General features: G+C 45.0%; 12 protein-coding genes and 1 pseudogene. 9 read left to right on the forward strand and 4 right to left on the reverse strand.

Annotated features, from left to right (window positions below; all coding sequences use genetic code 11):
• Positions 1-59 precede the first annotated feature (59 nt).
• The 3 genes from nrdF to nrdI all read right to left on the reverse strand — a co-directional run bounded on the left by nrdF (position 60) and on the right by nrdI (position 3,674).
• Positions 60-1,025, reverse strand: a complete 966-nt coding sequence (gene nrdF, locus MKX46_RS24730) for a class 1b ribonucleoside-diphosphate reductase subunit beta (RefSeq protein ID WP_029516760.1) — start codon at positions 1,023-1,025, stop codon at positions 60-62.
• Between the two features lie 218 nt (positions 1,026-1,243).
• Positions 1,244-3,328, reverse strand: coding sequence for a class 1b ribonucleoside-diphosphate reductase subunit alpha (nrdE, locus tag MKX46_RS24735; protein WP_029516761.1), 2,085 nt, complete (start codon positions 3,326-3,328; stop codon positions 1,244-1,246).
• Positions 3,315-3,674 (reverse strand): class Ib ribonucleoside-diphosphate reductase assembly flavoprotein NrdI, encoded by a 360-nt coding sequence (gene nrdI / locus MKX46_RS24740; RefSeq protein ID WP_016819181.1) that lies wholly within the window; start codon positions 3,672-3,674, stop codon positions 3,315-3,317. The genes nrdE and nrdI overlap by 14 nt, the downstream gene beginning before the upstream one ends.
• A 422-nt stretch (positions 3,675-4,096) precedes the next feature.
• Between nrdI and MKX46_RS24745 the strand changes: the two genes are divergently transcribed.
• From MKX46_RS24745 to MKX46_RS24755, 3 genes are read left to right on the forward strand one after another with little or no spacing between them, the layout of a single operon-like run.
• Positions 4,097-4,444, forward strand: a complete 348-nt coding sequence (locus MKX46_RS24745; protein WP_412178735.1) for a DUF2500 domain-containing protein — start codon at positions 4,097-4,099, stop codon at positions 4,442-4,444.
• Positions 4,445-4,483: 39 nt separating this feature from the next.
• Entirely contained in the window at positions 4,484-5,044 is a 561-nt protein-coding gene (locus MKX46_RS24750) for a GNAT family N-acetyltransferase (RefSeq protein WP_029516763.1), read from the forward strand.
• A 2-nt stretch (positions 5,045-5,046) separates the two neighbouring features.
• The gene (locus tag MKX46_RS24755; RefSeq protein ID WP_341071955.1) at positions 5,047-6,270 is read left to right on the forward strand and encodes an MFS transporter; all 1,224 of its coding nucleotides are present in this window, start codon (positions 5,047-5,049) and stop codon (positions 6,268-6,270) included.
• A 71-nt stretch (positions 6,271-6,341) separates the two neighbouring features.
• Here MKX46_RS24755 and MKX46_RS24760 read toward each other — a convergent pair whose 3' ends face one another.
• Positions 6,342-8,033 carry an ABC transporter substrate-binding protein gene (locus MKX46_RS24760; RefSeq protein WP_340955125.1) on the reverse strand — a complete coding sequence of 564 codons (1,692 nt, stop codon included), beginning with the start codon at positions 8,031-8,033 and terminating at the stop codon, positions 6,342-6,344.
• A 280-nt stretch (positions 8,034-8,313) separates the two neighbouring features.
• On the opposite strand from MKX46_RS24760, the gene MKX46_RS24765 reads away from it, so the two are divergent.
• The 6 genes and pseudogenes from MKX46_RS24765 (at position 8,314) to MKX46_RS24790 (ending at position 14,616) form a co-directional block, all read left to right on the forward strand.
• A complete protein-coding gene (locus MKX46_RS24765) occupies positions 8,314-9,381 on the forward strand; it encodes a LacI family DNA-binding transcriptional regulator (protein WP_039270191.1) in 1,068 nt (355 codons plus the stop codon).
• Between the two features lie 204 nt (positions 9,382-9,585).
• The gene (locus MKX46_RS24770; RefSeq protein ID WP_341071957.1) at positions 9,586-12,138 is read left to right on the forward strand and encodes a beta-mannosidase; all 2,553 of its coding nucleotides are present in this window, start codon (positions 9,586-9,588) and stop codon (positions 12,136-12,138) included.
• A 200-nt stretch (positions 12,139-12,338) separates the two neighbouring features.
• Positions 12,339-12,638 (forward strand): annotated as a pseudogene (locus MKX46_RS24775) (sugar phosphate isomerase/epimerase); the annotation flags it as partial.
• A gap of 312 nt (positions 12,639-12,950) precedes the next feature.
• Positions 12,951-13,691 (forward strand): DUF1361 domain-containing protein, encoded by a 741-nt coding sequence (locus tag MKX46_RS24780; RefSeq protein WP_029516768.1) that lies wholly within the window; start codon positions 12,951-12,953, stop codon positions 13,689-13,691.
• A 63-nt stretch (positions 13,692-13,754) separates the two neighbouring features.
• Complete coding sequence (locus tag MKX46_RS24785) at positions 13,755-13,958, forward strand: YwbE family protein (RefSeq protein WP_341071958.1); 204 nt, start codon at positions 13,755-13,757, stop codon at positions 13,956-13,958.
• A 25-nt stretch (positions 13,959-13,983) separates the two neighbouring features.
• A complete protein-coding gene (locus tag MKX46_RS24790; RefSeq protein WP_025721732.1) occupies positions 13,984-14,616 on the forward strand; it encodes a DUF2238 domain-containing protein in 633 nt (210 codons plus the stop codon).
• The last annotated feature ends 32 nt before the right edge of the window (positions 14,617-14,648 follow it).

A 14,648-nucleotide genomic window follows, 5' to 3' on the forward strand; every position in this document is an offset into this window, starting at 1 on the left:
TTCAGAACTCAGGGACAAGTTCTGAAACCCTATTTGTTTACAGTTTTACGTAATTGTACTTATACGCCAAAATTAAAATCATCATCTGTCAGCGGCTCTACATTCATCGCCCGCACATAGCCGTTTCCTTTTTTAGAAAAGAAATCATGCTGCTTAGTATGGGTGCTGATGCCGTTGAATACAATGGGATTAACTTCTTCTTCTTCAAACAGTGGATCAAAGCCCAAGTTCATCATGGCCTTGTTGGCATTATAGCGCAAAAAGACTTTCACATCGTCTACGAGTCCAATAGGGGTGTAAATTTGCTCGGTGTATTGTTCCTCGTTGTTATGCAAGTAGCGCAGCAAGCCTACCAGCGTCTGGTAAAGATCACGTTGTTCTTCCTCGTCCAATTCTGCATAAATCTCCTGTGCCAGTACACCTACGTACACACCGTGAATACTTTCGTCCCGTAAGATCAAATCGATAATTTCTCCACTACATGTCAGCTTGCCCTGGCCCGCCAGATAAAGAGGATAGAAGAAGCCGCTATAAAACAAATAGCTTTCTAACAGCACCGACGCAGCCATCGCGAGATAGAGGTCTTTCGGTGTGTGGATATTCATATAATATTGACGAATGGTTTCTGCTTTGGTTTGGAGATGTGGATTTTCTTCCACCCAGCGGAATACACCGTCAATTTCTTCCGTGGAAGCTAGCGTTGTAAAGATGCTACTGTACGACTTGGCATGGATTTGTTCCATCATCGCCATAAAGCTTAGTACGGCTTTGCGTTGCAGTCCGTCCACATGCTCCATAATTTGCGGCATACCTACACCGCCTTGAATGGTATCCAGCAGTGTTAATCCGCCCAGCACCTTCATGTAGGCTTCTTTTTCGATATCACTGAGGGTTACCCAGGACATTTTATCGTCAGACAACGGGATTTCATCATCCGTCCAAAATTGCATGATGTTCTGGTTCCAGAACATCAGTGTAAAATCATCGTCCGAGCGATTCCAGTTTACGGCTTGTATACCTGTCATTGTTAGCATTCTCCCTTCAGCTTGCGAGATTCCCTAGAAACACACATTGAAATAGTGCAGGCGAATCATCGTATGCTTGACATACGGAAGCTGTATCCGCGAGGGTCTTGTCCAGCCCCGTAAAGGTCTGAACCACACGCTGGATACAGCTTCTAATGCAAAGCATCCATATCTATTTAAAATCTAATTTTTATACTACAGCTTGTTACCATTTATGCTTAGATGGAGCAGGTGAGGCACTCTTCCACAGACAGCTTTTTGGTGCGTGTGTAGTATAACGATTTAAGTCCTTTGTGTGCGGCGTACAGATAGCAACGTGCTAACTGACGCGTAGTCACGTCACTGTTCACATGAAGCACGGTCGAAATTCCTTGGTCCACATGCGGCTGGATTTCTGCAATCAGATCCAGCACTTTGAATTGGTCCATTTGATAAGCAGATTTATAGAAGAACACGTTATCCTTTTGCAAATAAGGCATTGGATAGTAGGTCGTCGAATTGGCATAGGTACGGGTTTCAATCTGCTCAACAATCGGCATAACACTGGATGTTGCATTTTGAATGTACGAAATGCTGGCAGTCGGCGCAATTGCCATACGATAGGCGTGGTACAGGCCATTTTTCATCACATCTGCTTTTAATTTGTCCCAGTCCGCTGTAGTCGGAACATAGATGCCCTTGAATAACTCTTGCACACGTGCAGTTGTTGGACGATAATCTGTGTTCAGGTATCGGTCAAAATATACGCCTGTCGCATAATCCGATTCCTCAAATCCATAAAAGCTTTGTCCAGCCGCTTTCGCGATTTCCATACTCTTTTCGATGGAATGATAGTTCATCGTCATGAAGAAGGTACGGACAAAGTCTTTTGCTTCATTGCTTTCATACGCAATTTTGTTCTTGGCAAAGTAGCCGTGCAGATTCATGACACCCAAACCGACGGAATGCATTTCACGGTTCGCTTTCGCGACACCTGGTGCATTAGCTACTTGGGTCATATCGCTGACCGAAGTAAGAGCAATCATACCCTCGTGAACGGATTCGCGGATTTTGCCATGCTCCATCACATTTACAATGTTCAGAGAAGCCAGATTACAGCTCACGTCCCGGCGGATAGTATCCTGTTGTCCGTAATCTGTAATTTCGGAAGTTTCCTGCAACTGGAAGATTTCCGTGCATAAGTTCGACATCTTGACTTGACCCACGTTTTTAAGAGCATGTGCCTGGTTCGCGTTACTTTTGTTCATGATATATGGATAACCAGACTCCAACTGAATCATGGCAATTTTCGTCAGCATGTCACGTGCGCTCATCGCTATTTTTTTCTTCACCCGATCGTCGGCGAGCAGCGTGTCGTACATTTCATCCAAATCCATGTCGTCCAGATGTGTTCCATAGGCTTTGAACACACTGTAAGGAGCAAATACATGCAGCGGTTCGTTATCTTGAGCCAGCTTGTAAAAGCGATTTGGCACCAGTAATCCAATCGAAAGTGTCTTGAGACGTACTCTTTCGTCAGCATTGATTTTTTTGCTATCCAGGAACTCCAGCACGTCCCATCCGAAAATGTTGTAATAGGCTGCCCCAGAGCCTTTGCGTTGCCCCATTTGATCTGCGTAGGAGAAGCCGTCTTCCATCAGCTTCAGCACAGGCATAATGCCTTTTGCTGCGCCTTCTACGCCTTTAATCGCTTCGCCGCGTGCCCGCAGCTTCGACAGGTTAACGGCAACACCGCCCCCGATTTTGGACAACTGCATGCAGGTGTTCAGCACATAGTTGATCGAGTTCAGGGAGTCGTCCATTTCGAGCAGGAAGCAGGATACCAATTCCCCACGGCGGCTTTTGCCTGCATTCAGGAACGTTGGTGTCGCTGGCTGGAGACGTTGCTCCATCATCGAGCGAGACAACAGGCGTGCCGTATCGGCGTTACCGCGTCCTAAATGCAGCGCGACAGCAGCAACCCGGTCAGGGTAATGTTCCAGATAGACTTTACGGTCGTTACTCTTCATTGCATAGTCGGTATAAAACTTGGATGCTGCCATATAGGAAGGAAATTTAAAATTATAGCTATGAGTGATATGGAAAATATCATTAATTTCGTCAGCCGTGTAGCTGTTATAGAAATTTTCGTAATAATCATTCTCAATCATATACAGCACTTGAGCGGCTGTGTCAGCAAACTTCAAACTCCGTTCCTGAACTTCCTTCATAAACTCTGCTACAGCCTCTTGGTCTTTTTCCAATTGGAAAAAGCCGTCTGTATCGCGTTTCATCAACATGTTGTTCAATTCAATATGCCGCAACTCGGCTCACCTCCTGTTTAAAACGCTCTACATCTCCGAACGTTCCAGATAATTCAAATTTACTAATCACGGGGACATTATAATGATCGGCAATCAAATCCGCACTTTTGGCAAATTTCTCACCCCAGTTACGGTTGCCGCTTGCAGCTACACCAACAAGGTTTTGAGCATTCTTTTTCAAAAAGGAAGATACCCTCTCAGGTATCTGCCCAAACCCAGTTGTATATGTAATAAGTACGTAAGGTTCTTCTATAGTCATTTGCTCCTCGATCTGAACCGCTGGAAGCTTGAGCTTGTTTATAAATCTTTTTACATTGCCGGTCTTGGAATCATATGCAATCAGCATGGTATGCAACCTCCTTAAACATTTAACGAAAAAAGAAAACGGCATTGCCTGGGATCTATTATAGATGGAATCCCTTGCTGGCTGCGCCATTTAAGATTTTTGACTCTATATTTACATGTATTTTCATACCTGTATCTTCAAGATATCGGGCATAAATACGTTTTTTACACTATATTTAGAGTACATTCTCTATTTTATATCTATATATAGTTTTGTCAATCGGTCTAGAGGGGATCAGAGGACCCAGATCGGGTAGAAGTCCAAGCGGGGTGCGGAAAAGAGCGAAAGAACTTTTTTTTCGTAAGTATGTTAAAAAAGTATTGGAGTTTTTGAGGGTGAAGATGTACGATTTGTCAATGGGCAATTGAATGGAAAATTTACATTTTACTGTAGAAAGGATGAAGTGAATGGGAAGTGATTCTATGGAAGTTCAATCGTTTAATACGATCTTTTTTATCGTATTTGGACTCATTGCTTTTGTAATGATTATGGGAATTGTCAAAACGATCGGAGCGGGCCTGTCCAATCAAGCAGCCGAACGGGTACAACGTTCATGTAAGGTTGTGGATAAACGGACGAGAGTGCGTGGGGGATCAGGCGATTTTTCAGCTTCGACCTATTATTATATCACCTTTGAGTTTGACGGGGGTGAGCGTAAGGAGCTGGAGGTGAAGGATAGGGACTTTGGTATGATTGTGATCGGGGATCGTGGGGAGCTTCATTATAAAGGTACACGTTTTCTGGAGTTTGTGAGAGTAATGGAAGCATAAAGGTGCTTAAACAAATACATAATCGGAGGGAAGATTACGATGCCGCATATCATTGGAAAACGAGTTGTATTGAGAGAATACCGTCAAGAGGATATACCAGATATCCGAAAATGGGTCAATGACCCGGAAATCACACGTGGTTTAAGCGACGTGTTTATCTATCCGCATTCACAGGTGAATAGTGAATCTTTTGTACAGATGATGATTGACGGCAACCCCGAGATCAAAGGTTTTGTCATTGCGCATAAAGACACCCTGGATTATATCGGACAACTGGACTTATTTAAAATCAACTGGGTGAATCGGCATGCCACCCTTGGAATTGTGATCGGGCGTGACGGTGATCTGGGCAAAGGTTATGGACGGGAAGCGATCCGGCTGTTACAAAAATTTGCATTTCATACGCTGAACCTACATCGACTGGAGCTGGAGGTCTATGCGTTCAATGAACGTGCACACCGTTGCTATTTGGCCAGCGGCTTCAAGGAGGAAGGGCGGCTGCGGGAAAAGCTATTCAGGGAAGGGCGATACTATGACATTATTCAGATGGGGATTTTGCGAAGTGAATATGAGGCTGCACAGCAATCGACGGAATCCTGAGAGTGCAACCTCATAAGCTATATTACTCCGTCAGCTTTCTTCAATTTTTTATGAGTGAAATCACGGGGACTACGCTCATCCTTTTTTTATTAGCTAAAGGACTTTCTTTGCAGAGTGCGAACTTCTTACTGGTTGTATTCTTTGTAAGTATTTTTCTGTTTGAGATACCTACTGGGGCTATTGCAGACAAGTATGGAAGAAAAATCTCTGTTATTTTGGGACTTTGTTGTTTTCTAGCCTATAGTGTATTGTTCGTTTCGACAGATCATATCGGGGTGCTTGTGTTTGCGCAAGTCTTTGGAGGTCTGGCTATATGTTTACAATCAGGTTCGTTGGAATCATGGGTTGTGGAAAATAGTGATAAGCCCATGGAAGTTCTTTTTACAATCTCTAACAGTATACAGTACATTTCAGGATTTATTTGTGGTCTGTTGGGGGCCTTTCTCGCAACTTTTAACTATTCACTTCCATGGGCGGTTAGCATTTTATCTATTATTGTATGCATTTTTCTATGCTTCTTTTATATGGATGAGGAGAATGTGGCTCATCGAAAGACGTCCACTACCCGCATTAAAACGATTATCGGAGAAAGTGTCCGTATCGGTTTTGAAAATAAGTCTATCTGGATTGTGTTTATGATTGACTTATTTATCAGCTTTTCAAACTCGGCTGGAAATACATTTCAACAGCCACGTCTGGTGGGCCTTTCCGAACAAGGGATTTGGATTATGGGGTTTATCAAGGCAGGGTATTCACTATGTATGACTTTGGGAAGCTACCTGGTTCGAAAGCTAGGCGCACGATACAGTGATGTACATATACTCATGTATGCTTGCGGCATGATTGGAGTATGGCTCATTTTTGCCGGTGCGTTCAACACATTTTATCCTGTACTGCTTACCTTTTTGATCTATGAAATGGGGCGCGGCATGTACCCGGTTGCCAAACAAATTTTTCTGAACAAAAGAATCTCTAATGAGTATCGTTCTACACTACTATCTCTGGATTCTGCGATTTCACAATTAGGCATGTGCATAGGTTTAATCATGACAGGGATCATCAGTCGTAATTTTACGGATTTGTCTTCCGATCAAACACCTATTCAAATATCTTGGGTAATGTGTGGGGGGATTGCGTTGATTCCTATCATCTTATTGTTTTACGTCAATCGTGTATCAGGGAAAAGTAATTCTTGGAAAGAAAAAGAAACCAAACAGAATATGTAATAATAGTTAATGTAGAAGGGCTGAACAGCATGGTCTGTCAGCCCTGTAATATTTCATTAAAAAGGCAAACCCTATTTTTCGCCGTACCACAGTTTCAGCCGATTTTGAATTAGGCCAGTATAGATTTCTTCAGCCTTTGGCACACCCGCCTGATCCAGCTCTTGGAGCATGCGGTCATACACAGCGTCGAACTGATCTGGCTTGGCGAGTACGGCCTCAGGAATGCGTTTGCGTACAATGTCCTGCGACTTTTGATAAATAACATTGTAATTCGTATTGGTCGGAACAGGCATGTTGTAGGCAGCCCCCCACTCTTTTACCGGAAAATCTTTTTCGTTCGGGAACAGGTCTTTCCACGTATGGGCTTTGTATGCCTGAAGGGACTCTTTCTCGGCTTGACTATAATTTTCGGTAATCATCTCCGGATAATTGGTTGTGTAATAATTGCCCGAAGGGTCCTTTACGCTATCGCCGTAATGTGGCCCCCATATCCAGTACAAACCGATACCTGACTCTCTGCTAAAAGAAGCGTTATCCGTGTTCTTACGTTGTTGCACATCCGCCGGAATGACTCGTTTGCCATTCTCTACGTTGTAATGCTGGCCTTCAATTCCCCAATTACGTAAAATTTGTCCTTCGTCGGAGGCCAGAAAATCCAGAAACTTGATAGCTCGCACCGGATTTTCACATGAGGTTGTAATTCCGATCCCGGATGCGGTATCGAAGCCGATGGGCTGGAGGGAATGGTCCTCGTATTTCTCATTTAAAGTGACTGGAAAATGGGCGTAAGTGAATTCATCCTTACCTGCTGCTTTGAGCGCATTTTCGGCATCTTGATAGTTCCATTCCTGATCAATGAGTCCGATGACACGGCCTGCGGCAATTTTGGACTTGTACTGATCACTTTTTTGCACAAAAGTATCCTTATCCAACAGTCCCTCATTGTACATATGGTTCAACCAACGGAAATATTCACGTTCTTCTGGGCGCTTGTAGTGAAGAATGGCTTTGTGTGTTTTAGGATCAATATAATATTCGCCATCGTCGGGTCCACCTGTAGCAGTAACAGCCGGGTTTGTCACTGTAATTTGAATTTTCCAGTCCTCGGCATCGAGTGATAGGGGGATGGTTCGCTGTCCATTGGTGGTTGGATATTTGGCGACATAATCTTTAAGTGCTTTTTCAAAATCTTGAACGGTGCGGATTTTAGGGTATCCGAGCTTCTTAAGTGCCTGGTGCTGGATTTCGAAGCCGGCTTGTGCATCAAACGCAATGTGATCCACACCCAGATTGGTCGGGATCGTGTAGATGGCTGGATCTTCACTACTATATTTAATACGATTAAAATAGTCTCCATACACTTTCTTAATGTTAGGGCCGTATTTGTCAATGAGGTCGGTTAAGTCAATGAGTGCCCCGGCATCGACTAACTTGCCAATGTCTGATTTAGGGTACACGAGATCTGGATATTCTCCGCTCGCTGCCATTAAAGCAAACTTTTCCTCGCCTCGACCATTGACAGCATGTTCGGCATTTAGCGTAACGCCCGTTTTCTTGATAATTTCCTGTCCGACAGCATCCTTCATGTTGTTCCAGTTAGAGCTGGAATCACCGCCAAAGAAAGTAAATGTAATGGGACTGGTGTCATTAGGATCTTCCTTTTCTGCCTTACCGTCTGTTCCATTCGCACAGCCCGTTGTAACGAGCAGCAGCAAAGACAGGAGTAGAATAGAGCTCTGTCGTACCGACCTGTTCATGAACATTTGCAAATCCCCCTTAATAAGTATGATTTACACAATGTAAGTGCTTTCAATAGTAAATTGTAGGAAATAAAGAACCTCACGTCAAGTCATTTATAATTGTTTGTTATGCAGTTTGTTTTTTTATTAAGCAAACATATTTTAATGAAAAGTGTGGATTTGTGTAAATCCATCGTTTGATGATCTAAAACAAAGTATGCTACGATGGTACCAGTTTATAGGCATACCTGTATATTTAGAAGACTAAGGTAGAAAAAGATTTCGAATAGGGTTGGGTGAGGAGATGCGTGGAAAAGTAACATTACAGGAAATTGCGGATGCGGCGGGTGTTTCAAAGTTTGCTGTTTCGCGTGCACTGTCAGGCAAACCCGGTGTAAGTGAAGAGACGAGGGCGCTGCTGGTTAAGCTTGCTGCCCAGATGGGCTATTTTCGCAGTCATCCCAAAATGACTGGGATAGAGCCTCGGGACACAGATGCCAGAGAATGGTCGGGTACGGTGCTGGTGTTATTTCCAAATATTCGGCACCAGAACAGGGAATCCAGGTACTGGGGACCTGTATTTGAAGGGATTTCCGAGCGTCTGAACCGTAAGGGGATGGATATGATCACGTTAACGGAGCCCTCGACTGAGGATATGTTTTCTCTACTGAACCCGGAGGCGATTAAAGGGATTATCACAGTAGGGACAATTTCAACTTCGTTGTTGCTGAACATTTATCGGATGGGTATTCCGGTCGTCATGGTAGATCATTGGGATTCTGCATTTTTAAGTGATACGGTGTTTACAGATAATCGCACATGCATGAGTGAATTAATGAAGGATTTGCTGTGTAGGGGCTATACCCGCTTTCAGTTTGTGGGTCATATTGATGACGCTCACAGTTTCTACGAACGCTGGGAAGCTTGTCGTTCTACACTGGAAATGAGCGGAGTAGAATTGCGACAAAATAAAGCCCTTCTTCACGGAGGAGCGCAGGCGCTTGCTGAGGAAATGGACAAGTTGTCTGAGGACAAACTGCCTGAGGTTTTTGTATGTGCTAATGATGTGACTGCTGCGCAGGTCGTGGATGTGCTGAAAGAAAAGGGGATTGACGTTCCGAGGCGTTGCGGAGTGACCGGGTTTGACGATACGAATGAACAAATGCCAATTTATGCCACGGTGAGAGTGGATAAGGAATTGCTGGGAATGCGTGCAGTGGACCAATTGTTGTGGCGCATAACGAACCCGAACTCGCCTGTCGAGAAAAAGCTGCTACATGCTGAGCTATTCATACGGGAAGTTCATGCACCCCGGATCAGTCGGGAAAATGATGACCGTGAGCGTCCCATCAGCACAATCACATATAGTTAATGTCCAGATACGTGTGTGACACCATACATCGTGAAGACAAAGGAGGTCGCTTTTAGCCTGTTTGGGGCAGAGGGCGACTTTTATTTTGTATTTTGTCACTTGTTCCAAAAAACAATTGACTACTTTGTTAGCTTAATGTTATTTTTGTTATGTTACTGACGAATCCAGATGTTCCCAATCATGCTTATAGGGAGGCTTGTGACGATGGTTAATGTGATAGGGTTGGATGGCTGGAGGTTTAGAGAAGCACAAAGTGATGAGTGGCTCAGCGCGAAAGTGCCGGGTTGTGTGCATACCGATCTTTTACGACATGGCAAAATTCCTGATCCGTTTATGGGTATGAACGAGATGGAGGTACAGTGGATTGATAAGCAGGATTGGATATATGAAGCCCATTTTGAGATAAATGCAGATCAGCTTCAATGTCAATGTGTAGAGTTGGTGTTGGAAGGTCTGGACACATACGCGGATGTAAAAGTGAATGATCAATCTGTCTTGTCAGCCAATAATATGTTTCGAGTATGGAGACGGGATGTGAAGGCAATGGTTCAGCAAGGGGAAAATCGGCTAGAAATCAGTTTTCGTTCTCCGATTGCTGAAGATGTACCCAAGCTGGAAAGCTTAGGTTATGGACTCCCTGCACCCAATGATCAGTCCGAAATAGGTGGTTTGTCCGATAAAAAGGTAAGCGTTTTCGCACGTAAAGCTCCTTACCACTATGGTTGGGATTGGGGACCGAGGCTGGTGACGAGCGGTATCTGGAGAGAGGTTCGGATCGAGGCTTGGTCCGGTCTGATCGTGAGAGACTTGTTTATTCGACAGGACGAAGTGAGTTCGGCAGGGGCTAAACTCATGGCAGTGGTAGAGATCGAAAATGCAGATGAGATTAGAGATACCGAGTTGCGTATTTCTGCTGACGGCAAAGTGTGGTCCAAGCCAGTTCGGCTGCTGAAGGGGAAGCAGACAGTGGAGCTGGAGCTGGAGATGAAGAAGCCGAAGCTGTGGTGGTGCCGTGGACTGGGGGAGCCGCATCTATATACGTTTGTGGCCGAATTAGTGGAACAAGAACAAGGAGCTGTAATCGCGGAAAAATCAGTAAAAACGGGACTGCGTTCCATCCGTCTTGTACGGGAACGGGATGCAGCAGGAGAGAGCTTTTATTTTGAGCTGAACGGAATTCCGGTGTTTGCAAAAGGGGCTAACCATATTCCGAATGACAGCTTTGTCACTGAAGTTACGATGGAACGATATCGGTATGAAATTGCCAGCGCAGCCGCCTCGAATATGAATATGTTGCGAGTGTGGGGTGGCGGTATATATGAACAAGACGTATTTTATGAGCTTTGTGATGAATACGGTTTGCTCGTGTGGCAAGATTTTATGTTCGCTTGCAGTATGTACCCAGGCGATGAAGATTTTATAGACAATGTGGCACAGGAAGCCGAGGACAATATCAAGCGGCTGCGTAATCATCCCTGTATTTCCTTATGGTGCGGCAACAATGAGATCGATTCTGCGTGGGCGCATTATGAAGAGAATGGAGGCTGGGGCTGGAAAAAGAACTACACACCTGAGCAACGGGAACGCCTGTGGAATGATTATGAAATGCTCTTTCATCGGATTCTACCGGAGGCGGTACGCACCTGGTCAGCGCAGACAGCATATTGGCCCTCCTCCCCGCTAATTGACCTGACGAGGGATCGGAACCAGCATGCCCATCGGTCTTCAACTGCAGGCGATGTTCATTATTGGGGTGTATGGCACGCGTCTGAGCCGTTTGAGAATTATCATGTACATGTGGGCCGTTTTATGAGTGAATATGGTTTTCAGTCTTTTCCTGAATACAAGTCCGTTCGTACTTATGCGGAAGAGAAGGATTTGGAACTGGAATCTGCGGTGATGCTGGCACATCAGAAGAACGGTGCGGGCAATCGTCTGATTAAAGAATATATGGAGCGGTACATGCGAGAACCAAAGGATTTTACGGGTTTTCTTCCCATGAGCCAAATTTTACAGGCAGAAGCAATGAAAGCAGCTATAGAGGCGCATCGTCGTCACAAGCCTTATTGCATGGGAACATTATACTGGCAAATGAATGATTGCTGGCCCGTTGCCTCCTGGTCGAGTATGGACTATTTTGGTCGTTGGAAGGCGCTCCAATATACGGCTAAGCGTAGCTTTGCCGATGTGTTGTTGAGTGCAACAGATACAGAACAGGGGAATAAGGCACTACATCTGGTCAACGATACACTAGAGCCGATATCAGGTACGCTGCGGCTGACGCTTTTGCATATCCGAAGCAGCCAGGCTGTTCGTGAAGAGAATGTTAAGGTAAAGCAACCAGCAGGTGGTGCAGGAATTGTACATATACTGCCTATCGACAAATGGCTGAGTGGCCTGAACCGTGCGGAGCATATGCTGGTCGCGCGTCTGACGCAGAATGGTGAACAGGTGATCTCCAGTGAAATTTATTTTGCAGACACGAAAGAGATGGATTTACCGCAGGCAAAAATTGAAGTGACAGAGATTCAGGGAAGCGAGGCTAGCAGATTCATGCTGTGTTCGGATGTACTTGCCCGACACGTGTGGCTATCGGCAGAGCAGGAAGGTATTTTCAGCGACAACCATCTGGATCTGGCTCCCGGTATTCCAAAAACAGTGGAATTTTTGGCTTTGCACAACGGTTCATCGGCATTTGTGGCAGCTGCGCCGGGTACATTGGCAGTACATTCATTAGTCAATTGGATACAAGGTTAGACAACAGTAAAAGCTTATCCGTCTTTAAGTAGATGATGGATAGGCTTTTTTTTATAATATAAATTTATTTTTGTGATATGTGGAGCGATTTCATAATGTTCATATACATAACAAAAGAAGGCTTGGGAGCTGAGTGATAATAGATCATTTGTAAGAAATTTATCTATTCAGCATCTAACTGTTGGAATATAAAAAAACATATGGGCGGCCGAGAACTTGTAGAGGAAATCCGTCAGTTGGGCTTTAGCAGGGTGGAGCTGAATTATAACATTACCCGGGAAATGCTAACGACGATTGAGCTTATGATTGAGCGGGGAGAAATCGGCATATCGAGTGTGTACAATACATTTCCTCATACACCAGATCCGGATTACGGCACGAATTCCGTTCTGCTCGGGTTTGACGATGAAACCAAGCGACAACGTGCGATAGAGCTGCTGGTGCAATCTGTGGAATATGCGCATCAGTACGGAGCAAAAGCGGTAATTGTGCATCCCGGACGACGGATGGCGAATGGCAGAGCGCAGCAACGGAATTTATAATGCCGTTAGCGGTATTATGCTAATTCATGCTGCCCGAATATTAAAACTACCGGAGCTACGCCTTTACCTGTGAGTGAAGTCTAAAACACAGTAAGCATCTATTTTTCGGGATGGGGTCGATTCCCAAAGAATAGATGTCTTTTTATGTTCATTTATGCAGAGGTGGAGCGCTTCCATTGAGCTTGAAGCCATTGTGGTGTACACTGTCCAGAACAGGTGTAAATTGGAACGTCAGGAAGGCAGGACGGTTACAAGGAGGGAAAGACACGTATGTATGCCCGTTTAAGATCGTTAAATTATCCAGTAAAACTTTATGTTTTTTTAACACTGGCCTTATGCTCCGTAATCAGTACATTGTGGATCATTAACGTGCGACTGCCCTCAGGGGGCCGCCCTTATCTTTTTATTTGGTGGAATATGATGCTGGCCTGGATTCCTATGCTGTTGACGCTGCTGCTTGATGTAGTGTATAGCTCGTGGAGGCGAGGAACGAGGACTTTTTTACTCTGGGTCACGGGGGCGGCATGGCTTTTCTTTTATCCCAATACACCCTATTTGATCACAGATTTGCTGCATGTATTCGCCAGATATCCGTTTCTCGGGGAGCAACGTTTCTGGGGAAATCCGTACTTTTGGAATCATGTATTGGGGATGCTGCTGGTAGCCATACTTGGTCTGACAATGGGATTTGTATCACTTGAATCCGTACGACAGTTGGTACAACGTGCACGTGGTGGGCTTGTTAGTTGGCTGTTTATGATGGCGGTACTCTTGTTGAGCAGCCTGGGTATTTATATTGGCCGTTTCTTTCGAGGGAACACATGGGATATTGTTTCTGCGCCTTCTCAACTGTATGCACAGGTATCTTCCATATGGGCAGACTCCTTGCAACGTACTCATTTTGTGGAGTTTAGCGGGATGGTATTCGTTATTTTGCTCGTCAGCTATGTATCCACGATGTGCGTAGTCTGGATGGGGAACAGCCGCCAGGACGAATGGCGTCGTTGGTGATTTTGTTGTAACTGAGTGGCTGAATATCATCATAAATATAAAAACAAAGGAGGAATAGCTACAATGAACGGACAGAATCGATCCGACATCTGCGCTGGTCTTCAGGTAGATATTGTACTTAAAAAGGATCAGCCTACCGGTAAGTTGACGCGAGGAACGGTGAAAGATATTTTGACCAATTCCCCACGTCATCCGCATGGAATCAAAGTGCGTCTGACAGACGGACAGGTTGGGCGTGTCAAACATATCGTAACGAACGAAGGCTAGAGCTTTGGGCTGAGGAGGAATGACGATGAACCAGGCAACGGCATGGTCTAAAAATGATCGCTACCCGCTTGTTTTACTTGTATTGCTGGCGCTTGCCCTAATTTGGTCTTTGATTCGCCCGGCGGATTATTTTACATGGGTACTGGAAGTTCTCCCAGCAGTTTTAGGAGCTGTACTGCTGGCGGCTCTGTACCGAAGATTTCGGTTTACCAATCTGGTATATACCCTAATCTGGCTGCACGCATTGATCCTGATTGTGGGCGGACATTATACCTATGCCGAAATGCCACTGTTCAACTGGATTCGGGACACGTTCGGACTGGAGCGCAATTATTATGATCGACTTGGGCACTTTGTACAAGGTTTTGTACCCGCACTCATTGTCAGGGAAGTGCTGTTGCGTAAAACGGCCTTGGGAAGCGGGAGCTGGCTCACTTTCCTCACGGTTAGTGTGTGTCTTGCGATCAGCGCTGTATACGAGTTGATTGAGTTTGCTGTAGCCAAGGCAACGGGAACAGCAGCAGAAGCTTTTCTGGGCACACAGGGGGATGTATGGGACACCCAATGGGATATGCTTCTTGCGTTCATCGGCGCTTTGACCGCAGTGATTTTGTTGAGTGGGGTACATAACAAGCTGCTGAAACAATTAAGGTATTAGCAAAGGTTTTTCTTCTTTTATCTGCAATTGTA

The sequence above is a fragment of the Paenibacillus sp. FSL P4-0113 genome (assembly GCF_038009305.1).
Lineage (GTDB): Bacteria > Bacillota > Bacilli > Paenibacillales > Paenibacillaceae > Paenibacillus > Paenibacillus polymyxa_D.

Excerpts from the sequence above, each read along its gene's own strand:
- MKX46_RS24750 (WP_029516763.1), top strand. The coding sequence starts at position 4,484 with ATGCCGCATATCATTGGAAAACGAGTTGTATTGAGAGAATACCGTCAA.
- nrdI (WP_016819181.1), bottom strand. The coding sequence starts at position 3,674 with ATGCTGATTGCATATGATTCCAAGACCGGCAATGTAAAAAGATTTATA.
- MKX46_RS24760 (WP_340955125.1), bottom strand. The coding sequence starts at position 8,033 with ATGTTCATGAACAGGTCGGTACGACAGAGCTCTATTCTACTCCTGTCT.
- MKX46_RS24765 (WP_039270191.1), top strand. The coding sequence starts at position 8,314 with ATGCGTGGAAAAGTAACATTACAGGAAATTGCGGATGCGGCGGGTGTT.
- MKX46_RS24745 (WP_412178735.1), top strand. The coding sequence starts at position 4,097 with ATGGAAGTTCAATCGTTTAATACGATCTTTTTTATCGTATTTGGACTC.
- nrdF (WP_029516760.1), bottom strand. The coding sequence starts at position 1,025 with ATGACAGGTATACAAGCCGTAAACTGGAATCGCTCGGACGATGATTTT.
- MKX46_RS24780 (WP_029516768.1), top strand. The coding sequence starts at position 12,951 with ATGTATGCCCGTTTAAGATCGTTAAATTATCCAGTAAAACTTTATGTT.
- MKX46_RS24785 (WP_341071958.1), top strand. The coding sequence starts at position 13,755 with ATGAACGGACAGAATCGATCCGACATCTGCGCTGGTCTTCAGGTAGAT.
- MKX46_RS24790 (WP_025721732.1), top strand. The coding sequence starts at position 13,984 with ATGAACCAGGCAACGGCATGGTCTAAAAATGATCGCTACCCGCTTGTT.
- MKX46_RS24770 (WP_341071957.1), top strand. The coding sequence starts at position 9,586 with ATGGTTAATGTGATAGGGTTGGATGGCTGGAGGTTTAGAGAAGCACAA.